Raw genomic sequence first — 22,127 nt, 5'->3', positions numbered from 1 at the left:
CGACTCTGCAGCCCACAATCCGAGCCTAGCGCTTTAGGGACCTCCGAGCTCTGGTGTACCGGCCAAAGGATTTGGCTTTTCGCTGGTCGGACGCACATACGAGTTGAGCGATGCCGTGACGCAGGGCTGAGTCCGGTGCCGTCTCCAGAAGCACAGAACCTCGGAGCAGAGCTTCCTGGCACACTGCGATGTCAAAGGGAAGGAACGCATCTATTGCGACATCGGGGCCGTACCGCGACCAGGCATCCCGCAACTGCTCCTTGGGCGCACGCCCGACGGAGTGCGCGCTGGTTTTATTCAGGACGACTCTCGGGGAGGCCTGCGGAACGGCTGTCCGGAGCTCGGCGAGCCCTCTGACGAGTCTGGGAATGCCAATGGAATCGGCTGCACCCACGGCGAAAACGACGTCGGCAAGCTCCAGGCTTCGAAGAGTTGCGGCGTTCCGCCGTGGCGCCATGGTGTCGAAGCTCAGTTCTTCGTCGGATTCCAAGCAAAACCCCGTATCCACTACGACGATCTCCGCCAACTGACGAGCTCGCTGTAGGACGACCGAGAGGGCCCCGGCCCGCAGTTCAGTCCACCGGTCAGCGCGCGTGGTCCCTGTTAGTACCCTGAGATTGCCGGCGCGCATATGGACCTCCGATGCGGTGGCCTTCAGGGCATCTACGTCAAGGAGGCCCTGGTCTGCCAGCCGGCAGGCCTGGGCGATGCCGGCAGATTCATCCAATAGCCCCAGTACTGACGACACACTGGCACTGTAGCTGTCAGCGTCAATGAGGACTACCGACTTACCCTCCGCCGCCAATTCCGCTGCAATATTAACCGCGACCGTAGTCCTTCCCGGTGCGCCTGCCGGTCCCCACACGGCAATGATTCGGCCTGATTCGTCCGGCAGGTCCTCGGCAGCACCTGTAGATTCGATGGCGGACCGCAACGGCAAGGCCGCAGCAGGGTCCGCGAATCCGACGTCCCGATGCGCCGCCCCTCGCCCCGACCCGTCGACCCGATCTACGGCGTCGGCGATCTTTTCCGCCAACGCCTCGGGCTCGATACCCGGGGTAGCCGGCACGGCGCCAATCGACTGGAGGCGGCCGGCCTCCTGGGGATCGTCTGTGAGGGCAACCACGCAAACACCTACAGCGCCTAGCCTGTCAACAAGCGTGACGGTCAGCTCCTCCGACCCCTCCGCTACGACCGCCGCCAACGCGAGTCCGCTTTGGCATGCAGCCATGAGCTCGGCAAGCTCTGAGCAGCGACGAACCACGGTCACCGGGCCATGTAACCGTTCAAGTGCCCCGACAACATCGATGTGGGGCGGGCCCACCGTTATGACCGGAATACTCATCGGACGGAACCTGACGGATTCCAGACCACCGACACCTTGGCCTTGTTCGCCTGCGCCCCGAGGAGCTTTGGCATCTGTTCGTCAGTCACCAGGACCAGGACCACCGTCGACTTCGACCCACCAAGGGAGGCAGAAGCGGAGGTCACCTGCGCTATCTCAGCCCCCGGAAGCAACAATTCAGGCTCGTCGAACGCGCTCTTCACACCCGGCATCGCGACCCAGACGTCCACCCGAGCCCCGGGCACTGCCTGTGAAGGAAGCGTTTCCTCTATGGTGATAGCGACTGGCTTACGGTCCAATGCGTCGGGTTGCCCAAGGCTCGCCCTGGGGAGAAGCTGATTCTTGGCGATCCTTTGCAGGGCGACCTTCCCGGAAGCCAACCCATCCTCAACGCTGACGTAGCTGGATGCGACATCGTTGAGGCGAACCTTGGCTACGCTCAGGTCAGCCTCGGTGATGACTTGGCCGACGGAAATGTCTTCCCGCGCGATGTACACCTGCGCGGTGTGGTCAGCGGCCCCCACTAGGGCAATCACACCAGCCAAGGCCAATAGGACAAGAAGGATGCCCATCAGAAGGCGTGGGTCCTTCCACGATGGCCTCTTCAGCCTGCTGGCTACGACGGGTGAGTTTGAAACCATTTATTTCTTCCCCCAAAGAATGACGACTCGTCCAGTGGACCTGCCCCATCAGTTTCATTGAGGGTCCCGGTCTCTTCAAACCGAACGACTACAAAAGCGGTAAAACTGTGGATAAGTGCATCAAACGGCCTTTTTGGGTGGCAAAATAGAGCCATGCCCCGATTTTTGACTCTGGCGGACGTCGCCGAACAACTCCAAATTAACTCACCCCAGGCATACGCCCTCGTTCGAAGCGGCGAACTGAAAGCCATTCAGGTAGGAGGGCGCGGCCAATGGCGCATTGAGGAAAAGATGCTCGAGCAGTACATCGAAGACCGGTATGCAGAAGCCAACCGCGCAATTCAGGAGGCCAAGACCAAGACCGCCAAGGGCTAAGCCGCGATCGGTCGGCCTAAAACTGCTGATTACCTCGGGAAGAGATGGCGGAGAGCGCTCCAAAAGGGACTGTGGCAAGGGAGATCACCCTACCGGAGCGCCGTGCGTCTCCGCCGGGATAGGCAGCAACATCGAAATGGTCTTGGCCAACCCTGTCGATGACACCGTGGATTTGTTGGCCAGCGCTTCCGGCCACAGCCAGGTGAATAGTGAGGTCCGTTCGGTTCTGTGCCAAGACTCTGAGTGCGCTTCCTATCCCCAGCGGCTGAACGAAGCGCGCTTGTGGCTTACGCGCGAGACGCCCCAGCCCGCGGTAGGAACTGACCGCCGTCGTCGGCACGAGCCACTGGCGGGTGCCCTCGGTCAGCACCAGCCAACCACTTCCAACGTGCCCTAATCGCCCTGCGATAACGCCGCCGTCGTTCAAGGCGACCGTTACCTCCGAGAGGACCGCGCCGCGCAGGCGGTCGGCCAGTTCAATTCCGGCGGCCTCCACCCTCGCTCGGTCAGTAATCTCTGCCTCGATGGCCAGTGCACGGTCAGCCCACATCTGTGATTCCAGATCCGCAAAGAGAGAGTCCCATCTCATGAAGCCAGACTAGGTGCAAGGATGGAGGTGCGCCAGCCTTTGCACCCAGCACGCGTAAGGATTGGACAAACTACCTCGGGTGTGGTCAGAATGATCTCAATTGCAGTAAAGTGCATCAAAATTCATCAAATGTAAGCTTGGGGGCTTCGGGATGGCGCGTAAGAGAAAAACCGATGTAGCACTTACGCTGTCCATCTTGGCCCTGGCAATACTCTTGATCCTTGTCGGACAAGTCCTCCTCGGTCAATTGCTCAGCACCGTCAGCCATAAGCAGCAACTGGATTTCTCCAGGGCGCTTGGTTTTGCAGCGTACGGTGCCGGCACCGCGATCATGGCTTGGTGGATCATTTCCTTGTCGCTGGCACTGGTGTCCTCAGCTTTACAACGGGCAGGACGACTCAACGGCGCGTCCGTGGTGGCCAAATTCAGCCCGAACTTCATGCTGAGACTCACGGTCGCCCTTATGAGCCTTGACCTCCTCGGAGGTGGGGCGGCTCACGCATCCTCCGCCCCACCAAATCCCGGATGGCAGGCGGGCCATTCGAACCCGGTCCAGTCCCCTGCCCTGCCGTGGGCCAGGGGCCCGTACGAACAGCTGGCAGACACAGCAACCGTGGATTCTGCCAGCGACGCTCATGACCCACGCTGGAAACCTCAAGCACCCTTGGTTGACCCTGGTCTTTTAGGCAAACAGGCCTCTCGGTCCGGAGCCCCGACGGACGACCTTGAGGTGATCGTCAAGGCCGGCGACTCCCTTTGGTCGATCGTCGCTGCGAGGCTTGGACCCATGGCCTCGGATGTGGACATCGCCCGGGCCTGGCCCAGATGGTACGCGGCCAACCGCACCACCATCGGCGACAACCCGGCGGTGCTGCTGCCAGGCCAAGTACTTCGGCCGCCCGCATACGGTTGACCGTTTAGCAAGGCGCCAACAGCGTCGCTATCTTCCGACTCACCGGACCAAGCCCGCTCAGGGGCCAGGTCCAATCCCCGAAAACAATCCCAGAGTCATTCCCAGCAGAAGCCACCGAGCTAGGCGAACCCCCGCGTCCGGCTCAAGTTGTGATTCCAGAGGTATGACCGTGACCACAGCAACTGCTAACCGTTCGCGAATAAAACGTACAGCCGCCGTTTCCGGCTCCCCGGGGCAAGACATCGACGTCCGCTTGGTGGCCCGAACCATTGCGCAGGCAGCCATGGAGGTTCTGGCCGGAACGCGGCCCGTGCAACAACTGTCGCGATCACTTGACCCGAATACGTACTTGTCGCTCCAACATCGTGCCGCCCTTACACGTGAGCACATGAAACTCAATCGCGGGCGCAATACCCTGCATGCAAGCCCCACCGTCCGTTCCGTGCGAGCATGCAATATATCTGAACTTATCTGTGAAGCCAGCATCGTGGTAGCAGAAGAGCAACGGACCCGCGCCGTCGCCATGCGACTGGAACGCATGGACGGTACGTGGCGGGTCACCGCCCTGGAGATAGGCTGACCGCTAGCCGCCAAACGGAACAACCCCGGACAAATTGTCCGGGGTTGTTCCGTCGTGCGCCTATAGGGTCGGGCGCATATAGGGAAGTACTTGACCTACTTAGCGCCGCTTCCTTTTTGCAGGTTTCCGCTGCTCCTGGCTCGCTGCCTTCGCAGGGTTCCCTGAGCGGCCGGACGAACGGCTCTCAATGCGTGTCTGCGTTCCGCCGTCCTCCGCTGGTGCGGTGTACTGCAACTGGGCGGGCTTTTCGGGCGCCTGCAAGCCTGCGGCCTTGATCTGCGGATCGTGATGTTCGGTGTGTCCACCGGCCGCCGAGCCGTCAGCTACCACCACATCTTCGGCGGGAGTGACCTCGACTTCGAGGTTGTAGAGGAACCCGATGCTCTCCTCGCGGATCGCTTCCATCATGCTCTGGAACATCACGAAACCTTCTCGCTGGTATTCAACCAACGGGTCACGCTGGGCCATGGCCCGAAGGCCAATTCCCTCTTTCAGGTAGTCCATCTCATACAGGTGTTCCTGCCACTTGCGCCCAATCACGGACAAGACGACGCGTCGCTCCAGCTCGCGCATGCTTTCGGAACCGATGGCTTCTTCCCTGGCCTGGTAAACAAGCCTCGCGTCGGACAGGATCTCATCCTTCAGGAACTCGGCGGTGACATTCGCCTTGCCCCCGGCCTCCTCGATGATGTCCTGCGCAGTGACGGTCGCAGGGTACAGCGTCTTCAAAGTGGACCACAGCTGGTTGAAGTCCCAGTCGTCGCCATTGCCTTCGGCCGTCGCGGCATCAATGAGCGCATTGATGGTGTCTTCAAGGAAGAATTGAACCTTTTCGTGCAGGTCATCCCCTTCAAGAATCCGACGCCTGTCTCCGTAGATCGCCTCGCGCTGGCGATTAAGAACGTCATCGTACTTCAGAACGTTCTTGCGCTGCTCAGCGTTGCGGCTCTCCACCTGGCCCTGGGCCGAGGCAATCGCCCGGGAAACCAGCTTGGACTCCAGAGCGACGTCGTCCGGCACGGAGCTGTTCATGAGGCGTTCAGCAGCACCGGAGTTGAACAACCGCATGAGGTCATCGGTCAGAGAGAGGTAGAACCGGGATTCTCCTGGGTCACCCTGACGCCCGGAACGTCCCCGCAACTGGTTATCGATGCGACGCGACTCGTGGCGCTCCGTACCGAGGACGTAGAGTCCGCCAAGGTCCAGCACTTCCTCGTGTTCGTCCTTGACAGCCTGTTTCGCAGCGGAGAGGGCCTCAGGCCATGCGGCCTCGTACTCCTCGGAGTTTTCCTCCGGATCCAAACCACGCTTGGCCAGCTCAGCGATGGCCGTGAACTCGGCGTTGCCGCCCAACATGATGTCCGTGCCGCGGCCAGCCATGTTGGTAGCCACCGTGACTGCACCTTTACGTCCCGCCTGGGCGACGATGGATGCTTCACGCGCGTGGTTCTTCGCGTTCAAAACCTCGTGTCGGATGCCTTCCTTGGACAGCAGCTTGGAAAGATACTCGCTCTTCTCCACGCTGGTAGTGCCCACAAGAACGGGCTGGCCTTTTTCGTGTCGCTCGGCGATGTCCTTCACCACGGCGTCGAATTTAACCACTTCGTTCTTGAAAACAAGGTCCGATTGATCGATTCGCTGCATATCGCGGTTGGTGGGGATGGCAACAACACCGAGCTTGTAGGTGCTCATGAACTCTGCGGCTTCTGTTTCCGCCGTACCGGTCATGCCGGCAAGCTTGGAGTACATGCGGAAGTAGTTCTGCAGGGTCACCGTGGCAAGCGTCTGGTTTTCGGCCTTGATCTCGACGTTTTCTTTAGCCTCAATGGCTTGGTGCATGCCTTCGTTGTAGCGCCGTCCGGCGAGAATTCGGCCTGTGTGTTCGTCGACAATCAGCACCTCACCGTCAAGGATGACGTAGTCCTTGTCGCGCTTGAACAGTTCCTTGGCCTTGATGGCGTTGTTGAGGAAGCCAATGAGGGGAGTATTTGCGGATTCATAAAGGTTTTGGATACCAAGGTAGTCCTCGACCTTCTCGATGCCCGCCTCCAATACACCGACCGTGCGCTTCTTCTCGTCAACTTCGTAGTCAACCTCGGGCTTGAGACGAAGGACCACCTTGGCAAACTCGCTGAACCAGCGGTTGGTGTCACCTTGCGCAGGCCCGGAAATGATCAATGGGGTTCGGGCTTCATCGATGAGGATGGAGTCCACCTCATCCACGATGGCAAAGTTGTGGCCCCGCTGTACAAGCTCACTGGCATCCCATGCCATGTTGTCGCGGAGATAGTCGAACCCGAATTCGTTGTTCGTACCGTAAGTGATGTCCGCTGCATACTGCTCACGGCGCAACGCCGGGTCTTGGTTGGACAAGATGCAACCGCTGGTCAGGCCCAAGAAGCGGTAAACACGGCCCATGAGCTCGGACTGGTACTCGGCCAAGTAGTCGTTCACCGTGACAACGTGGACGCCCTTGCCGGTGAGGGCATTAAGGTAAGCCGGGGCAGTTGCTACGAGGGTCTTGCCTTCACCGGTCTTCATCTCGGCGATGTTGCCCAGGTGAAGCGCTGCGCCACCCATGAGCTGGACGTCAAAATGCCGCAGGCCCAACGTGCGGGCAGAGGCCTCGCGCACCGTTGCGAAAGCTTCAGGTAGAAGCGCTTCCAAAGTTTCGCCGTCTTGGTGACGGGCGCGGAGGCGGTCCGTTTCCTCGCGCAGTTCGGCGTCCGTGAACGACTTGAAAGACTCTTCCAGGGCATTGATGGAATCGGCATAGTTCCGCAGTTGCTTGAGTGTTTTTTTGTCACCCGTGCGGAGAAGTTTTTCGATTATTGATGCCACGTGAAATTGCTCCCAGTCTCATGCTGCCGAATTCTGGCTGTTTCAGTCTACGGGAGAGACCACCACCACGTTGCCGGGTTTCCCTCTGAGCGGACTGAGGAACGGCACGTCCTCCTGACACCGATGCAGGAAGCCTCACACAACGTATGCGTCTTGGCGGGCTACCGCTTCTGACAGCGACGGCGCGAGGTCGCCCACCGGCCAAACCACGACGTCGGACAACCCCAACCACCGCGCCATCAACGTCAGTTCGGCTGCAAGTTCGACGGCGGTGTCCCCCGGCGCGCCCTGCTCAGCGAACGCGGAGCGAACCAAGAGGCGACCTTCGGACCTCTCGGCTTTCAGGTCCACCCGGGCGACGATGTTTTCCCCGAGAAGGAAGGGCAATACGTAGTAACCGAACCTGCGTTTGGCTGAAGGAGTATAGATTTCGAGCCGGTAATGGAAGCCGAACAACTCCTCAAGCCGCCGCCGTTCAAAAACCAGGGAATCGAAGGGGCTCAATAATGCCCTTCCTGTGGCCTTCCGCGGCCTTGCCGCTTCCACGTGCATGTATGTTTCCCGGTTCCAGCCATTGACCGGCGTTGGTATCAGTCGACCGGCCTGCACTAAACGTTGCACCGATTCAGATCCGGCCTTGAGCGGGGTCCGGAAGTAGTCGGAGAAGCATCGAACGGTTCCGATGCCGTGGGCTCTCGCCGCTGCCTCCATCAGCCGATCGAGTGAAGCGTCCCGGTCCAAGACGGCGTTCCCGCCGGCGAAATCCGAAAGCGCCTCCGGAACAACTCTTGACGTCAGCGTATATTTTCGTTCGAATTGCGGTGTCCGCGAGGCCGCAGAGACGCGCCCCTCTTCGAAGAGGTGCTCCAAGACGCGCTTGACGATGTTCCAGTTCCAGCCCCAATTGACGCGCTCCGCTTCCGGCACGTGCCCCAGTTTTTGAGTGAGCTCGGAGGCAGTCATAGGGCTTTCCACGGCGAGTACCGCCAAGATACGCTCCTCAAGGTCCCGTCGGAGTGCGGGTTCCAAGTGATGGGCCCCCACCCACGATCGCTTCTGCCATACGAGCAGGTCGGGAAAATGTTCCGGCCGAATGAAACTCGCCTCGTGCGCCCAGTACTCCATCATCCTGCGGGGCTTCCGGCTGGCCATGGTCTGGAGAATCCCGGCATCGTACTCCCCCAACCGGGAGAAAAAGGGCAGGTAATGGCTCCTCGCCAGTACGTTCACGGAATCGATCTGGACGAGGTGGAGTTGGGCAAAGGTTCGGCCCACTGCCCGTGCGGTTGCGGGGCCAGTAGGCCGAACTCTTGCTAATCCCTGGGCTGCCAAGGCTATCCGCCGAGCCTGGGACAGGCTCACCGGTGTGCCCATTGAAGCCCTTTCGTGTGTGCGGTTGCCTTATTCTGCGGTTGCGGCTTGGTCGTCGGATCGGTAAGCGTGAATCTTTTCCTCGACCGCTTCCTCACCGGGCTCGCAGGTGGAGTCAAGCGTAATCACGCCGTAGGTCCAGCCACTGCGCCTGTAGACCACAGAGGGTGCGTTCGTTTCCTTATCCATGAACAGATAGAAATTGTGGCCGACGAGTTCCATGTTGTCTACGGCGTCGTCAAGCGTCAGGGATGCTGCGGGAAACACTTTGCGACGGATAAGGACCGGCGAGTCGCCCGCTGGAATGTCGTTCTCGATCTCATAGGGGGAACGCTCATCGGGTTCGGAAGAGGACCCCTCCTGGTGGTTGCTGGCCTCGACGTAAATCGGCTCGGTGGTGCTGGCGGGCTCGAGCGTTGCGGTGGCCTCACGCACTGCCTTGGGTGTGTGGCGTCCATGATGTACTTTCTTCCGATCCTTGGCGCGACGAAGTCTTTCCAGAAGCTTGTTGTACGCGAGATCGAAAGCAGCGAACTTGTCGTCGGCGGTTGCCTCAGCACGGATAACGGGGCCCCGGCCCAGGACGGTCACTTCCACGGTGAGCTGGCCCGGCGCCTGCCGGGGATTGGTTTCCTTGGAAACCTTCGCGTCAACTCGCTGGACCTTGTCCCCGAGCGATTCAATCTTCGAGATCTTCTCGCCGGCATATTCCCGAAAGCGGTCAGAAACTGTCAGATTTCGTCCGCTGATCATGAAATCCATAGTGCCCTCCAAATAACTCAGGTGACACGACAACGACTCTGTTGGGGGCTGGTCTGGCGGACAGTCGAGCCCCTTTCCGAGCCGCTATCGACAGGTACATCTGTTCACGGTACCCACACCCGACGTTAGTTCATTGCCACCAGTTATTCATCCTTTAGACCCTTATTTTTTGATTGAGTCCCTCGGAACCGAATAAGTGGCCGGAGGAAGCGTGGAGTCGTAAGCTGGTGGCCTCGTGGCTGCGAGGACAACTGCACCGCAGACAACCCCACCAGCCGCCGTGACCGCACGCGCCGCCTCGGCCAGAGTAGCTCCAGTGGTGAGAACGTCGTCGATCAGGAGGCATCTCTTGCCCGCCAGCCGCCCGGTCCACAACCAGCGAACTTTAATCGTCCCCCTGACACGGCGGGCACGTTCGCCCCGGCCCAACCCCTTCTGTCCGGTTGCGCGCTTGCGCACGGATTGGCCGGTTGCTCCGGCAAGGGCCATATCTGCAATGCCCCGTGTCCACCATGCGGGGGTGCTAGCGGCATGGGTGTTCGTCACCTTTTTCAATGCGGGCAACGTGGGGTAATCGGGTAGTAAGTGCCGCATGCGAATGCTGAGGAGAATAAGGTGAACCGGGCTGAATCCACGTTTGCGATACGCCTTGCCGCTGGTGGGAACGGGTACAAGGTAATAACCGGGCTGCGCGGCCACTGCCGAACGCACCGCCTTGCTAAGGCAACCGGCCAATACGCCGGCCAATCGCCACTGTCCGAGCCGCTTGAAAGACAGCAAGCCTTGCGCGAGCTCATCGCGATACGGCCCTGCCGCAACCACCCCGAGCCTGGACGTGCCATCGACGTTGACTAAGACCGGCGATTCCTGCTCCGCCCTGAATGGTCGTCGGCATAGGTTCCGGACATGCCTTGCGCACGCGCTGCAGAGCACGGCATCCTCCGCGCCGCAGCAGACGCAGTCGACAGGAACCAAGACGTGGAGGAGATCCAGGGCTGCGCCGAGGGCTGCGTTTACAAGGCGCGCCCAGCGCCGGCGGTGACTGCCTCGACGTCGTGCTCTTCCGGGATCGTCACCATAAAGGTCGGGGTCCAACCGGCGTGCCGCCGGTCTTGCATGTGGACCAGTTGGGGCAGCGGAGACCCCGGGAGGCGTAGTTGAGATTGCCGGGTTCATGCCAACAGCCTGCGCCTCGAGGGCCGGATCGTAAATCCGCTGATCTCCGTATGTGGACAATAACCCGGGGGGGAGACGGATCAACCCGGGAAGGCTGGCTCCGTTGGCCCTTTCAGCTGGAGTTCCCAACCATTGCCGACCCTCTGGAAGATCCCAGCCTGTGACTGCCCGAAAATCTGGTCCGGCCCGTTACCGGCACTGAGGCTGGTCAAGCCGTCCCACGGTGGCAACTCCTGTGGATCACCGGATGCCAGCGATAACAGCTCCGGAACAACAGCGGTGGTAGCAGAAGCGGCCATGACCGCCACGGTGGAACCGTCCACCCAGGTTCCTTGGTCAGGCGATGTGTTGCTTAGCAGGGTGATCGGGGTGGTGAGGTCCTTGGGGGCGCCATCGGGATTGCGGACAATGCCCGTGATTTGAACGGCCGATTTGCCATTTGCTTTGGAGATAACGAGGGCCCTTGTGCCCTCCCGGGAAATCCTGAACTCCGTTACGGTCCTACCGGAAAGCCAAGGTGGCGTCAGCGTGACGCTCGGAACTGCGGCCCCTGGTGCGACCTTGGTGGGCTGAAACGCCACCACTTCCGTGGCACCGCTCGCACCCGGGCCAGCCGTCCAAACCCAATCGCGAGGACTAAAGGACGGGCGGGTGAGGGTACTCCGGGTGGTCAGTAGACGTGCCGGCTGCCCCGGCTCCATGGAATACAGGGTAGTCCTGTCGCCATTGAGGAACGCTACCGTCTGCGAGACCGGCGACTCCGCCGGCAACCGAGGCCCCAACGCAGCCACGGACTGCATGTCCGGAAGGGGCGAGACCCGGTTGTTCTCGTAACGCGCCAAATCTCCATTGCTGACGGCGATCTCATGTGCGGGGACGTTCTTGTCCAGCACGGGCGGCAGCACGGAACCGTTGTCGTCAACGCGAACGAGGTCTTGATCCGCGCGCAGCTCAACGTTGATCACGTCAGGTTGGCTCCTGAACGTCAAAGCGAGCTGGTTCTGCATGCGCTGCCGGTCTTCAGCTGAAGCATCGATGAGTTCTTTTGCGGACAAGTCCACTTGCGCCGCCCCGGACACGACCGGGACCGACTCCCGCGCCAGCTTGATTCCGGCAGGGAAAGCGCTTACGACGGCGCCGCGCAGGTAGGGTGCCGGGCCTGCCAGCAGGGCGCTCGTCATCGATTTGACGGTTTTTTTCTTGATGAACCATCTGAAGTCCGGCACCGCGTAGGTAAAGGTGGGGTCGTAGAAGTAGATCGGGAAGGCGCCGTAGATAACTTTGAAGGTTTCCTCCGGAATCGCAGTCCCGTCCGGCACTTTGGAGATACGCCACTGTCCGTCCACCTGTTCAACGGAGACGGGGATTGACTCCTTGGTCCCTGAAGGGAATTGCGTGGCAATTCCGTCGGCGTCCACCGAGTAGGCCAGATCAAGCTCGTACACGAAGTCGTTCTCGACGGCGGTTTTGACCACCTTCGCTTGCCGGAAAACGATGGCCCGTGCGTCTGGCTTCCACGTCACCGATTGGGCCTGGGTCAGATACTGCCGTGCCACGGGATAGTCGTCTTCATAGCCGCTGCCGGCCATGTAGAAATCTTCGATAATGGCCTCGGGGGTGGACCCTGGACGTGGCGCGGCAGGAAAGAACACCGGCGCGTTGGCATTTCCGGCACTTTCGTCTTTGCTCTTGCCCACAGGCCCGGACCGCGGGATCTGGGCGCACGAAGCAAGGAAAAGCATCAGGACCGCCAGGATGGCCATGAAAACCCTGGGGCGAACGGTTCTCACTTCTCCTCCCCTATCTCTGTGTTGAGGTCCTTAGGGTGAAGGTCCGTTGCCATCCGGCCGGCAGTGCCGGCCACTTGTCCAAGGCTGCCCGACCCGCTGCCCCACACGAGCATCTGGCGTTCCGGCGTCGTTCCAGGGAGTTCGATGTCCGCAGGCTCGAGCAGCAAGGGTGACTTTGCGATGACGCCGCCCTGTTGTAGCGGCAACGTCAACCTGAAGTTGGAGCCCGCGCCTTTACGACCCCATGCCTGTAACCAACCGTTGTGAAGTTTGGTGTCCTCAGCCGCGATGGAAAGCCCTAAGCCGCTGCCGCCCGTGGTTCGGGCTCGGGCTGGATCGGCACGCCAGAAGCGATCAAAGACCCGCGCAGCTTCAGCCGCAGTCATACCGATGCCGTGGTCCCTGACGGAAACGGCCACAGCATCCGCGTTTGCCGCTACAGATATCTGGACCGGCTTTCCTTCACCGTGCTCCAGCGCATTGAGCAGCAGGTTTCGCAGGATACGGTCTATGCGGCGGGAGTCCATTTCCACAATGATGTGCTTCTGCCGCGAACTCAACCGGACCTCCGAGCCGTATTCTGCGGCCACCGGCGCAGCACCCTCCATGACGTGCGTGATGACTTGGAAAATATCCTGCGGTTCTGCGTCGAGGACAGCGGCACCGGCGTCGAAGCGTGAAATTTCCAGTAGGTCTGAAAGCAGAGACTGGAAACGTTCCACCTGGTGGTAGAGCAGTTCCGCGGACCTCTTGTTGATGGGATCGAAGTCCTCGCGCGCATCGAAGAGGACCTCAGCGGCCATTCGCACCGTAGTTAGCGGCGTGCGCAATTCGTGGGATACGTCGGAGACGAATCGTTGCTGCATCTGGGACAAGGTGGCCAGCTGCGTGATCTGCTCTTGGAGGCTGGCGGCCATGTGATTGAACGAGGCGCCCAACCGCGCCACTTCATCCTCACCCTTAACCACCATGCGCTCCTGCAGCTGGCCCGCGGCGAGCTTTTCCGAGACCACTGCGGCGTGGCTAACCGGGCTGACCACGTTCCGCGTCACGTACCAGGCAATGGCAGCGATCATCAGCACGAGCACGGCCCCGCCTGCCCACAACACGCTTTGGATTTCGTCCAGGGTTTTTTGGGCAGTGTCGAGGTCGTAGATCAGGTACAGCTCATAGACGGTGCCGTTGAACGTGACCTTGTTCCCGACGGCGATGCCTGGGTGGTCCTCGTTACCGACCGGAAACTGCGTTGACGCCCAAAATTGCTGCTTGCCACCCTCCTGCACGGCCTTTCGAAGTTCCGGAGGGATCACGCGCACGGTCAGCTGGTCCGAGGCCCGCGATTCAACCCAACGGTTACGGGGCTTGGTTTGCTCCGGCATGGCCTCGAACACGTAGCGCCGCTGAACAACGGACCCACGCCCCTCCACCGCATTCAAAGTGTCATAGACAAGGGTGATGACGCTCGACTGATCGGTGACCTGTGCGCCGTCGAACGTGTCTTGAACTTGTTTGACGTTGTAGCGGGTCTCGGATTCCGCCTGTGACAGCCGTTCTTGGAACAGGTTGTTCGCTATCTGGTTGGAAAGGTATGCACCGACAATGGCAAAGGACGTGACAGCAAGCAACAGGGTGGTGAGGACCGTGCGGAACTCCAAGGAACGCCGCCAGCGCCGCACCAACGAGCGCCACAAGAAGCGAAGGGCAGGCCTGAGCTGCCGGACGCCCAAGGCCACCAAGCGGGACACCCGGAGGACCAGGATCAGGCTGCGCCGGGTCCAGATCCGGGCGCGGGTCAGGAGCCACCGGAGGTTTCGGGGTGGAGCGGCGGGAGCCTCCGGGGCGGACACCATCTCCGGCACCCCGGGCGCGCCCTGCTGGTGGCCCTCGTGCTGGGGGGTGCTGGAGCTGAGCTCCGGGTCCGACGGGCTGGACTTGCCAGCCGGTAGGTCAGGAACCTGCTTTATATCCGACACCACGCACCGTCAAAACAACCTCGGGCGCTTCCGGATCGCGTTCAATCTTTGACCTCAGGCGCTGGACATGGACGTTGACCAAGCGGGTGTCCGCGGCATGCCGGTAACCCCAAACCTGCTCAAGAAGTAATTCGCGGGTGAAGACCTGCCATGGCTTCCGGGCCAATGCCACGAGGAGGTCGAACTCAAGCGGGGTCAAGGAGATTCGTTCCCCTGCCCTGGTGACCAGGTGGCCGGCGACGTCGATGGTCACATCAGCGATCCGCAAGGTTTCCGGAGCCTTTTGCTCCCCCGGCCGCAGGCGCGCGCGGACGCGGGCCACCAGTTCGGCGGGCTTGAACGGCTTGGGCACGTAATCGTCGGCTCCAGATTCCAAGCCACGTACGACGTCGGAGGTGTCCGACTTTGCGGTCAGCATCACGATGGGGACGTCCGATTCACCGCGGATTTGCCGGCATACTTCAATGCCGTCGGAACCGGGCAGCATCAGGTCCAGGAGCACCAGGTCCGGCTTGGAGGAACGGAACACCTCAAGAGCTTGGCCGCCGTCTGCGCAGAATACGGGCTCGAAGCCATCATTGCGCAAGACGATGCCGATCATCTCCGCGAGTGCTTCGTCGTCATCTACTACCAGGATGCGTGCCTTCATAGTTATATATTCCCTTATCACCAAGTCTATGTCCTCTTGGGCGCGGGGCACGGCATGGCGCCCCAAGGACACTTCCACCGTACTGCACCACGGGCGAGGATACCGCCGTCGGGTATTTTCGCCTGTGGTGGAGTGGGTCAGACCAGCTCGCATTGCTATGTAGGGAGTCCACGTGACGGTAGGCTGAGGCTTTTCTGAGTGCAGTTCAGTTGTCGCAGTTCAGTTGCCGCGGTTCAAAGGGAGGACACGCCATGAACACTCCGATCTACCAACTTGCCCTTGGCAGCGACTTCGCCAAACTGGCCCCCGAGGTGCAGGACTACTTCTCGCTGGCTGCGGGCTCGGGCCGGTACGGCGTCGGAGAAGGCATCTTTGACGTTGTTGGCTGCCGGCAGAAGTGGCTCAGGCCCTTACTCGCCCTCACCGGAAAAGAAGAGGCGTTCTTTCCCGAATACGGCGAGGAAATCCCTTTCCGAATCGAGAACCATGCCCACGTGGACCCGTTCGGCCGTCAGGCGCTCACGGCTCGGCGTGAAATCTACTTCCCCTCAGGCACCCGCTTGTTCCATGACACCACCAGCGCGATTGTTCCGTCTCCCTCCGGAGGCGATCCACACGCCAGGGCCCGTTTGGTTGACCATGTGGGCAGGTACCGACGGATGGTCACCGACCTCAATGTCAGTGCCACCGCCGACGGAAAGCTGCGCGGCGTCTCGCAAGCGAGCCGGCTGTTCTTGGGCCCGCTCCGGATCCCCCTGCCCGCACCGGTGGATGCGCGCGCATACGCTGAGCAGTGGTGGGACGGGGCTGAAGGCATGCACCGCATCCAAGTGAAAGTCATTCAACCGCAGGTGGGCCTTGTCCTGGTCTATGCGGGGCGTTTCAGCTACCGGCTGGTGCCTTACTTGCCGGGGGTTGCTCCCGGAACCACGTTGCCCCGGTATGCGGAGCCTGATCGATGGGAAAGGCGGGTTTAACCTCGCGCGAGCTGGTCCAACCCATCTGCCACCTGTGTCAACTTCGCCAGCACAGCCTTGGCGCGCGCCGGTGTCAGGTGCGCCAGCCCGGATGACGGCGTGACCCGGAGAGCGGCCAAGCCTGACAGCGGGAGGCCCAGTTGACGCCACGGCCTCTCCATGCTGGCAACGATCTCGGCGGTCCTAGGCAGCTCCGCTTGGGCGTCGGACGTGGGCAATGCCCCAGCCCAGAGCCGCTTACCGCTTTCCACTGCCGCAGCCAGCTGTTCCCACTGCCGGCTGGTCAGGGCCCGCAGTGGTAAGGCGACGCCGTCGGCCCCTGCCCCGATGATGCGCTCGATGGGCGCCTCGATCTCGGGCACCGAAATGACGACCTCGACGACGCCGGCCGCCTTGAGAGCGTCGATGACCAAACGCCACGCACCCGAGACTTCATCGCCCGGGACAGATCGCAACGTCCTGTAACCACTGGCGGTGGGGATGGTTCCGGCCATGACTGCGGCAACATCGGGTTCATCAATCTGAACCACCACTTCCGCTCCCGGTACGGCGCCGGACACGCGGCGTATGTGGTCCGCCACTCCAACGGCCAGGGACTCAGCTATGTCCCTCCTTGCCCCGTAGTCCAGCAACGCGCGTTCGCCGTTATGCAGGTAGAGGTTTGCTGCGATGGTCAGGGGTCCCACCAGCTGTATCTTCAGTTCGCTGGCTCGAGAATCTTCGGCGCCGGCAGTATCGGCGAGGATATTGAGGTCTGTTGCCAGCGCCGATCGCGCTCTCTGTGCGTCCCGTCCGGGGTTGTCCACCAGCCGCCAACCGTGCGGCTGGACATCGATGGCCATGTCCACCAACATTGACCCCGTCCTGCCAATGGGGTCAGAGCCTACTCCACGGCCGGGAAGTTCGGCCAGGAAGGGGGCATGGGGGTCCCCCAACTCGCCGCGGATGACTTCTGCGGCCTCAACCGGATCAATACCCGGCCATGAACCGAGGGCGGTGGCGCTGGCCCGCATTTCACTCACTGGCTGCATCGCTTACGCCTGTCGGCTGGATACTTGGTGATCCTCTGCGATGGCTTCGTGATGACGGATCACTTCACTGATGATGAAATTGAGGAACTTCTCTGCGAACGCGGGGTCAAGATGAGCGTCCTCGGCGAGGCGTCGCAGCCTGGAAATCTGGGCTGCTTCGCGTCCAGGGTCGCCGGCCGGCAGCTTGTGTGTTGCTTTGAGCACGCCCACTTTCTGGGTGGCCTTGAAGCGCTCGGCAAGAAGGAAAACGAGGGTGGCATCGATGTTGTCGATGCTGGACCGGATGGACAACAGCTCGTCCATGACGGCGCGGTCCACATGCCCGGCCAAGGAACTAGCAGCCGGGTTAAAGGAATCGTCGTCATCAGGGAGGGCTTTGTTTTGCTCGGTCATGCAACCCAGTCTAGGGCGCTGGGCGGACTCTCTGCGGGTATGACTTGGCGGCAAAACGCCTACTCCATGCCGCGAGCCGGGAATCGGAGCACAATGGCAGGACCACGGCAGATCGGACAAAGGAGAAACCATGAAAATCGCTGTTCTGGGCACGGGAATGGTGGGACGTACGTTGGGCAGCGCGTTGGTCTCCCTTGGACATGAGGTCTTTATGGGTTCCCGGGAGTCCGGCAATCCCACGGGCGTCGAGTGGGCCGCGCGATCCGGCGCCCTTGCCCGTGCAGGATCATTCAGCGAGGCCGCGAGCAACTCGGAACTGTTGGTGAACGCCACACCGGGCACAGTGAGTTTGGCCGCCTTGGCGGAGGCCGGTCCGGCGAACCTCCAGGGAAAGGTCCTGCTGGATGTCTCCAACCCACTGGATTTCTCCCGAGGATTCCCGCCGTCCCTAACGGTCAGCAACACCGACAGCATCGCGGAAACCATCCAACGTAAATACCCTGAAGCCCGGGTGGTGAAATCCCTGAACACAGTGAGCGCCCCGGTGATGGTGGACCCTGGTCGGCTTCCCGGGGCCCATGACATTTTTGTGGCCGGTGACGACGCCGACGCCAAGTCCACGGTGGTTGGCCTGCTGCAGGAATTCGGCTGGTCGACCGGGAACATCCGTGACCTGGGCGGGCTGGACGCAGCCCGTGCAATGGAGATGTGGCTTCCTCTGTGGCTGCGGATTTTCATGAAGCAACCGGAAGGGAAGATGTTCAACATCGGCATTGTGTCCGAGTAAGGATCCACAGGCAACACTCCCCTCGCCACGAAGGCCCGCTCCATAGGGAACAGGCCTTCGTGGTTCTGGAGGGAACAAACGTCGCCGTGCTTAGCGTCCTAGGAGCGCTCGGTGCGCTTCCCGGCGTCGTGCCTGTTCGTCAGGATCCGGCACCGGGAGGGAGGCGATCAGCCGTTTGGTGTAGTCATGCTGGGGTGAACCCATGACGTGGTTGCCGATTCCCTGCTCCACGAGTTCACCCTTGTACAACACGCCCACCCAGTGAGCCAGCATGTCAACAACGGCGAGATCGTGGCTGATGAAGAGGGCGGCAAAACCAAATTGTTCCTGGATGTCCTTGAACAGGTCCAGGACTTTGGCTTGCACCGAGACGTCGAGCGCGGACGTCGGTTCATCAGCGATCAACAAGCGCGGGTTCAGTGCCAATGACCTTGCCAGCGACGCCCGCTGACGCTGCCCTCCGGAGAGTTCGTGCGGATAGCGCTCCGAATACGACGCCGGCAACTGGACTGACTCGAGCAGCTCCCCCACTTTTTTCCTCGCCTCAGCCGCGGTGGGCTTGCCGTGGATGATCAGAGGTTCTGCCACGCATTCACCGATGGTGAGGTGGGGATTGAACGAGGCTGCCGGGTCTTGGAAGACAAAGCCGATCTCCTTCCGCAAGGGACGGAAGGTCCGCTCCTTAAAGTCCAGCATCTCGTAGCCAAGGACCTTCAGGCTGCCGCCGGTTGTCCGGTTAAGCCCGGCAATCGCGCGTCCGATGGTTGACTTCCCCGATCCGGATTCACCGACGAGCCCAAAAACCTCATTTTCCGAAATGGTGAAACTGACGTTGTCGACGGCTTTGAACCCGTTCCTGCCGAATCGCCCCGGGTACTCAATGGTGAGGTTCTTGGCTTCAACCAGGACCTTGCCGTCCTGGTGCAAGCGGCTTCGAGCCCCCTCGGAGGCTGAGTTCCTGCCCAAGTGCGGTACGGCGGCCAAGAGGTTGCGTGTGTACTCCTGCTTTGGCTCGGCGAACAGGATCCTCGAGGATGCCTCCTCCACCACGTCCCCCTGGTACATCACCACCACGCGGTCGGCGAGATCGGCCACTACGCCCATGTTGTGGGTGATGAGCACGATCGAGGTGCCGTAGTTATCCCGGAGGTCCCGCAACAGCTGGAGGATCTCCGCCTGGACTGTGACATCCAAGGCTGTGGTGGGTTCGTCGGCGACGATCAGTCCCGGATTCAGCGCAAGGGCGGCAGCAATGACCACCCGCTGCTTCTGGCCACCGGAGAACTGGTGCGGGTAGTAGTTGACCCGGGTTCCGGGGTCCGGGATCCCGACCTTGCGGAGCGCCTCAACGGCCCTCTCTTTCGCAGCCTTAGCTGTGACGCGATGTCCGTCCTTCGCGTGCGCCCGGATCCCCTCGGCGATCTGCCACCCGACCGTGAAGACGGGGTTCAGCGCGGTGGAAGGTTCCTGGAAGACCATGGCCACATCACGCCCACGGATCTTTCGCAGTGTCGATTTGCTGACGCTGATCACGTTATTGCCGTTGATGACGACGGCGCCCGAGCTGACCGCTGTTTCAGGGAGCAAACCCAGTATGGTCTTGGCCGTTACTGTCTTGCCCGAGCCGGACTCCCCCACAATGGCGACTACCTCCCCGGCCTTGACATCGAGGCTGACGTCCTTGACTGCGTGGACGTCACCGCCGTCAGTGGCGAAAGTGACTTGCAGCCGGTCGATGGCCAGCACCGACGGCACGGTGCGGGCCCGGTCCGGAGTATTCGTTGGGGTGGTTGTCATCACTTGCCTGCCTCAGCGGTTGTGGTGGGTGTCCCGGACGCTCTTCGCGGTGACTTTGTGGTGCCACCGGCACGCTTGCGCCCACGGATCCGCGGGTCGTTGAGATCATTGATGCTCTCGCCTACCAAGGTCAGGCCGAGGACCGTCAGGACAATGGCGATGCCGGGAAACAGGCCCGTCCACCAGATCCCCGACGATGTGTCAGCCAGGGCCTTGTTGAGGTCGAAGCCCCACTCCGCAGCCGAGGTCGGTTCGATGCCGAAGCCAAGGAAGCCCAGCCCCGCGAGGGTCAAAATCGCCTCGGAGGCGTTGAGGGTGAACATGAGCGGCAGAGTGCGGGTGGCGTTCTTGAAAATGTGGCGACCGATGATGCGCATGCTGGATGCGCCCAGTACCTTGGCCGATTCGACGAACGGCTCCGCCTTGAGCCTGATGGTCTCTGCGCGGATGACACGGAAGTATTGGGGAACGAACACTACGGTGATCGAGAAGGCACACGAGAAGATGCCACCCCAGAAACTGGATTGTCCCTTGCTGATCACGATGGAGATCACGATCGCCAACAACAGCGTTGGAAATGCGTAGATGGCATCTGCGACCACCACGAGAATCCGGTCAAGCCAGCCTCCGAAATAGCCGCTGAGGAGTCCGAGCGCCACGCCGAGGAAGAGGGACATCGTCACTGAAACGACGATGACCGTAACCGCCGTTTGGGAACCCCACAAGACACGGGACAAGACGTCGTAGCCGCCCACGGTGGTGCCCAACAGATGCTGCGCACCAGGCGCTTGCTGGGTGGGGAATGAACCTGACGCGTCACTGAGTTGGGAGTATCCGTAAGGCGCCAGGAGTGGCGCGAAAATGCTGGTAAGGAGGAACAATCCGCTCAGCACGACGCCCACCACCAGCATTCCACGCTGGAGCCCTACGCTCTTCTTAAGATGGGACACCACGGGCAGCCGGGAGGACAGGGGCTGTTTGGTGCGGATCACTGCTGCGGAGCTCATTTAGTACCTCACTCGCGGGTCGATCAGCGCGGCGATGATGTCCACGATGAAGTTGGTGACGGCCACAATGATGGCGAGGAGGACAACGATGCCTTGCACAGCCACGAAGTCGCGGGCGTTGAGGTATTGAACCAGCTGGTAGCCCAGTCCCTTCCATTCGAACGTGGTCTCCGTCAGGATGGCGCCACCGAGCATTAGGGCGATCTGTAGCCCCATGACGGTGATGATGGGGATGAGCGCCGGCTTGTAGGCATGCTTGGTCACAAGTCGGAATTCGCTCACGCCCCTGGAACGCCCGGCCTCGACATAGTCCTTGCCCAGTGTGCCGATGACGTTGGTTCGGACCAGCCGGAGGAACACCCCTGCCGTCAGCAGTCCGAGGGCAACGGCGGGAAGGACTGCGTGAGAGGCTACATCCCCCAACGCGGTCATGTTTCCGCTGCGCAGCGCATCAAGCCAATAAATTCCCGACGGCGCCGAGAGGCTTCCCATGGTCAGTTCTGTTCGCGTCGATGAGCGGCCGGCAACAGGGAACCATCCAAGCCACACGGAAAACGTCAGCTTAAGGAGGAGGCCTGAGAAGAACACCGGTGTCGCGTAGCAAAGAATCGCGAAAAATCGCAGTAGCGCATCGGAGACCTTGTCCCGGTGCTGGGCCGCAATCAGCCCGCAAGGGATACCCACGGCGAGCGCGACGATCAGTGCGTTGATCGATAGCTCCAACGTTGCAGCACCGAAGGTGGTCAATACTTCGACGACCGGCCGGCGGTCCGTGATCGTGGTGCCGAAGTTGCCGGTGATGAGCTGGCCGAGGTACTCGAAGTACTGGACCAGGACTGGCCGGTCGTAACCGGCGTCGTGAATTCTTTGGGCCAGCACGTCGGGAGGAAGCCGGCCGCCTTGGGCCGCTGTGATGGGATCTCCGATGACCCGCATCAGGAAGAAGACCAACGTGACGAGGATAAAAACGGTGGGAATGATCAGGAAGAACCTGATCACGATGTATTTGCCAAGGCCCCCGCCTGACTTGGACTTGCTCTTGGGAGCAACGAGCCCGGGTTCGGCCTCGGGTACTTCGATGAGAGTTGTCATTGGTTACCTGCATTTCCTGCCCCGTGGATTGCGCGGGA

General features: G+C 61.1%; 20 protein-coding genes. 5 read left to right on the top strand and 15 right to left on the bottom strand.

The genetic code is table 11. From position 1 onward, the window contains the following. Positions 1-25: 25 nt before the first annotated feature. On the bottom strand, positions 26-1,345 hold the full coding sequence (locus tag SB659_RS01660) for a CpaE family protein (RefSeq protein ID WP_410549284.1): 1,320 nt from the start codon (positions 1,343-1,345) through the stop codon (positions 26-28). Further along, positions 1,342-1,986: an SAF domain-containing protein gene (locus SB659_RS01655; protein ID WP_410549283.1), complete on the bottom strand. Its 645-nt coding sequence runs from the start codon at positions 1,984-1,986 to the stop codon at positions 1,342-1,344. The genes SB659_RS01660 and SB659_RS01655 overlap by 4 nt, the downstream gene beginning before the upstream one ends. 153 nt (positions 1,987-2,139) lie before the next feature. Here SB659_RS01655 and SB659_RS01650 point away from each other — a divergent pair, with 153 nt between their 5' ends. Then, positions 2,140-2,361: a helix-turn-helix domain-containing protein gene (locus SB659_RS01650; RefSeq protein WP_284977147.1), complete on the top strand. Its 222-nt coding sequence runs from the start codon at positions 2,140-2,142 to the stop codon at positions 2,359-2,361. A gap of 16 nt (positions 2,362-2,377) precedes the next feature. Here SB659_RS01650 and SB659_RS01645 read toward each other — a convergent pair whose 3' ends face one another. After that, entirely contained in the window at positions 2,378-2,950 is a 573-nt protein-coding gene (locus SB659_RS01645; protein ID WP_410549282.1) for a hypothetical protein, read from the bottom strand. A gap of 196 nt (positions 2,951-3,146) precedes the next feature. Between SB659_RS01645 and SB659_RS01640 the strand changes: the two genes are divergently transcribed. Both SB659_RS01640 and SB659_RS01635 read left to right on the top strand, forming a co-directional pair. Then, positions 3,147-3,863 carry a LysM peptidoglycan-binding domain-containing protein gene (locus SB659_RS01640; protein ID WP_410549281.1) on the top strand — a complete coding sequence of 239 codons (717 nt, stop codon included), beginning with the start codon at positions 3,147-3,149 and terminating at the stop codon, positions 3,861-3,863. A 163-nt stretch (positions 3,864-4,026) separates the two neighbouring features. Continuing rightward, positions 4,027-4,443: an Rv3235 family protein gene (locus SB659_RS01635; protein WP_284979753.1), complete on the top strand. Its 417-nt coding sequence runs from the start codon at positions 4,027-4,029 to the stop codon at positions 4,441-4,443. 99 nt (positions 4,444-4,542) lie between these two features. On the opposite strand, the gene secA is transcribed toward SB659_RS01635, so the two are convergent. From secA to mtrA, 7 genes are all read right to left on the bottom strand, one after another. Next, complete coding sequence (gene secA / locus SB659_RS01630; protein ID WP_410549280.1) at positions 4,543-7,284, bottom strand: preprotein translocase subunit SecA; 2,742 nt, start codon at positions 7,282-7,284, stop codon at positions 4,543-4,545. A gap of 135 nt (positions 7,285-7,419) precedes the next feature. Next, positions 7,420-8,658 carry a winged helix-turn-helix domain-containing protein gene (locus SB659_RS01625; protein WP_410549279.1) on the bottom strand — a complete coding sequence of 413 codons (1,239 nt, stop codon included), beginning with the start codon at positions 8,656-8,658 and terminating at the stop codon, positions 7,420-7,422. Positions 8,659-8,685: 27 nt separating this feature from the next. Beyond that, entirely contained in the window at positions 8,686-9,417 is a 732-nt protein-coding gene (gene hpf / locus SB659_RS01620) for a ribosome hibernation-promoting factor, HPF/YfiA family (protein WP_410549278.1), read from the bottom strand. A gap of 162 nt (positions 9,418-9,579) precedes the next feature. Further along, the gene (locus SB659_RS01615) at positions 9,580-9,906 is read right to left on the bottom strand and encodes a ComF family protein (protein WP_284979794.1); all 327 of its coding nucleotides are present in this window, start codon (positions 9,904-9,906) and stop codon (positions 9,580-9,582) included. Positions 9,907-10,673: 767 nt separating this feature from the next. Further along, positions 10,674-12,356, bottom strand: a complete 1,683-nt coding sequence (locus SB659_RS01610) for an LpqB family beta-propeller domain-containing protein (protein ID WP_410549403.1) — start codon at positions 12,354-12,356, stop codon at positions 10,674-10,676. A 23-nt stretch (positions 12,357-12,379) separates the two neighbouring features. Next, positions 12,380-14,233 carry an MtrAB system histidine kinase MtrB gene (gene mtrB / locus SB659_RS01605; RefSeq protein ID WP_410549402.1) on the bottom strand — a complete coding sequence of 618 codons (1,854 nt, stop codon included), beginning with the start codon at positions 14,231-14,233 and terminating at the stop codon, positions 12,380-12,382. A 97-nt stretch (positions 14,234-14,330) separates the two neighbouring features. Then, a complete protein-coding gene (mtrA, locus tag SB659_RS01600; protein ID WP_284977137.1) occupies positions 14,331-15,005 on the bottom strand; it encodes an MtrAB system response regulator MtrA in 675 nt (224 codons plus the stop codon). A 251-nt stretch (positions 15,006-15,256) separates the two neighbouring features. Here mtrA and SB659_RS01595 point away from each other — a divergent pair, with 251 nt between their 5' ends. Further along, positions 15,257-15,982: a DUF4166 domain-containing protein gene (locus tag SB659_RS01595; RefSeq protein ID WP_284979758.1), complete on the top strand. Its 726-nt coding sequence runs from the start codon at positions 15,257-15,259 to the stop codon at positions 15,980-15,982. Here SB659_RS01595 and SB659_RS01590 read toward each other — a convergent pair. Beyond that, entirely contained in the window at positions 15,979-17,013 is a 1,035-nt protein-coding gene (locus SB659_RS01590) for a hypothetical protein (RefSeq protein ID WP_410549277.1), read from the bottom strand. The genes SB659_RS01595 and SB659_RS01590 overlap by 4 nt on opposite strands. A gap of 3 nt (positions 17,014-17,016) precedes the next feature. Continuing rightward, on the bottom strand, positions 17,017-17,406 hold the full coding sequence (locus SB659_RS01585) for a chorismate mutase (RefSeq protein ID WP_284979760.1): 390 nt from the start codon (positions 17,404-17,406) through the stop codon (positions 17,017-17,019). A gap of 130 nt (positions 17,407-17,536) precedes the next feature. Here SB659_RS01585 and SB659_RS01580 point away from each other — a divergent pair, with 130 nt between their 5' ends. Beyond that, positions 17,537-18,193, top strand: coding sequence for an NADPH-dependent F420 reductase (locus SB659_RS01580; protein WP_410549276.1), 657 nt, complete (start codon positions 17,537-17,539; stop codon positions 18,191-18,193). Positions 18,194-18,283: 90 nt separating this feature from the next. Here the strand turns inward: SB659_RS01580 and SB659_RS01575 are convergent, their stop codons facing one another. From SB659_RS01575 to SB659_RS01565, 3 genes are read right to left on the bottom strand one after another with little or no spacing between them, the layout of a single operon-like run. Next, positions 18,284-19,990 carry a dipeptide ABC transporter ATP-binding protein gene (locus SB659_RS01575; protein ID WP_410549275.1) on the bottom strand — a complete coding sequence of 569 codons (1,707 nt, stop codon included), beginning with the start codon at positions 19,988-19,990 and terminating at the stop codon, positions 18,284-18,286. Continuing rightward, complete coding sequence (locus tag SB659_RS01570) at positions 19,990-20,997, bottom strand: ABC transporter permease (RefSeq protein WP_284977131.1); 1,008 nt, start codon at positions 20,995-20,997, stop codon at positions 19,990-19,992. The genes SB659_RS01575 and SB659_RS01570 overlap by 1 nt, the downstream gene beginning before the upstream one ends. Then, on the bottom strand, positions 20,998-22,089 hold the full coding sequence (locus SB659_RS01565; RefSeq protein ID WP_284977130.1) for an ABC transporter permease: 1,092 nt from the start codon (positions 22,087-22,089) through the stop codon (positions 20,998-21,000). Positions 22,090-22,127: the final 38 nt, after the last annotated feature.

Origin of the sequence: Arthrobacter sp. SIMBA_036, assembly GCF_046535135.1 — a bacterium.
Classification (GTDB): Bacteria; Actinomycetota; Actinomycetes; order Actinomycetales; family Micrococcaceae; genus Arthrobacter.
The sequence above is the reverse complement of the archived record's forward strand: the minus strand, read 5'-3'. Positions and strand labels throughout refer to the sequence as shown.

What these genes read in the sequence shown, in the direction of transcription:
- SB659_RS01660 (WP_410549284.1), bottom strand. Translation starts at nt 1,345, where the DNA reads ATGAGTATTCCGGTCATAACGGTGGGCCCGCCCCACATCGATGTTGTC.
- SB659_RS01655 (WP_410549283.1), bottom strand. Translation starts at nt 1,986, where the DNA reads ATGGTTTCAAACTCACCCGTCGTAGCCAGCAGGCTGAAGAGGCCATCG.
- SB659_RS01650 (WP_284977147.1), top strand. Translation starts at nt 2,140, where the DNA reads ATGCCCCGATTTTTGACTCTGGCGGACGTCGCCGAACAACTCCAAATT.
- SB659_RS01645 (WP_410549282.1), bottom strand. Translation starts at nt 2,950, where the DNA reads ATGAGATGGGACTCTCTCTTTGCGGATCTGGAATCACAGATGTGGGCT.
- SB659_RS01635 (WP_284979753.1), top strand. Translation starts at nt 4,027, where the DNA reads ATGACCGTGACCACAGCAACTGCTAACCGTTCGCGAATAAAACGTACA.
- SB659_RS01625 (WP_410549279.1), bottom strand. Translation starts at nt 8,658, where the DNA reads ATGGGCACACCGGTGAGCCTGTCCCAGGCTCGGCGGATAGCCTTGGCA.
- hpf (WP_410549278.1), bottom strand. Translation starts at nt 9,417, where the DNA reads ATGGATTTCATGATCAGCGGACGAAATCTGACAGTTTCTGACCGCTTT.
- SB659_RS01615 (WP_284979794.1), bottom strand. Translation starts at nt 9,906, where the DNA reads ATGGCCCTTGCCGGAGCAACCGGCCAATCCGTGCGCAAGCGCGCAACC.
- SB659_RS01610 (WP_410549403.1), bottom strand. Translation starts at nt 12,356, where the DNA reads ATGGCCATCCTGGCGGTCCTGATGCTTTTCCTTGCTTCGTGCGCCCAG.
- mtrB (WP_410549402.1), bottom strand. Translation starts at nt 14,233, where the DNA reads ATGGTGTCCGCCCCGGAGGCTCCCGCCGCTCCACCCCGAAACCTCCGG.
- mtrA (WP_284977137.1), bottom strand. Translation starts at nt 15,005, where the DNA reads ATGAAGGCACGCATCCTGGTAGTAGATGACGACGAAGCACTCGCGGAG.
- SB659_RS01595 (WP_284979758.1), top strand. Translation starts at nt 15,257, where the DNA reads ATGAACACTCCGATCTACCAACTTGCCCTTGGCAGCGACTTCGCCAAA.
- SB659_RS01590 (WP_410549277.1), bottom strand. Translation starts at nt 17,013, where the DNA reads ATGCAGCCAGTGAGTGAAATGCGGGCCAGCGCCACCGCCCTCGGTTCA.
- SB659_RS01585 (WP_284979760.1), bottom strand. Translation starts at nt 17,406, where the DNA reads ATGACCGAGCAAAACAAAGCCCTCCCTGATGACGACGATTCCTTTAAC.
- SB659_RS01580 (WP_410549276.1), top strand. Translation starts at nt 17,537, where the DNA reads ATGAAAATCGCTGTTCTGGGCACGGGAATGGTGGGACGTACGTTGGGC.
- SB659_RS01575 (WP_410549275.1), bottom strand. Translation starts at nt 19,990, where the DNA reads ATGACAACCACCCCAACGAATACTCCGGACCGGGCCCGCACCGTGCCG.
- SB659_RS01570 (WP_284977131.1), bottom strand. Translation starts at nt 20,997, where the DNA reads ATGAGCTCCGCAGCAGTGATCCGCACCAAACAGCCCCTGTCCTCCCGG.
- SB659_RS01565 (WP_284977130.1), bottom strand. Translation starts at nt 22,089, where the DNA reads ATGACAACTCTCATCGAAGTACCCGAGGCCGAACCCGGGCTCGTTGCT.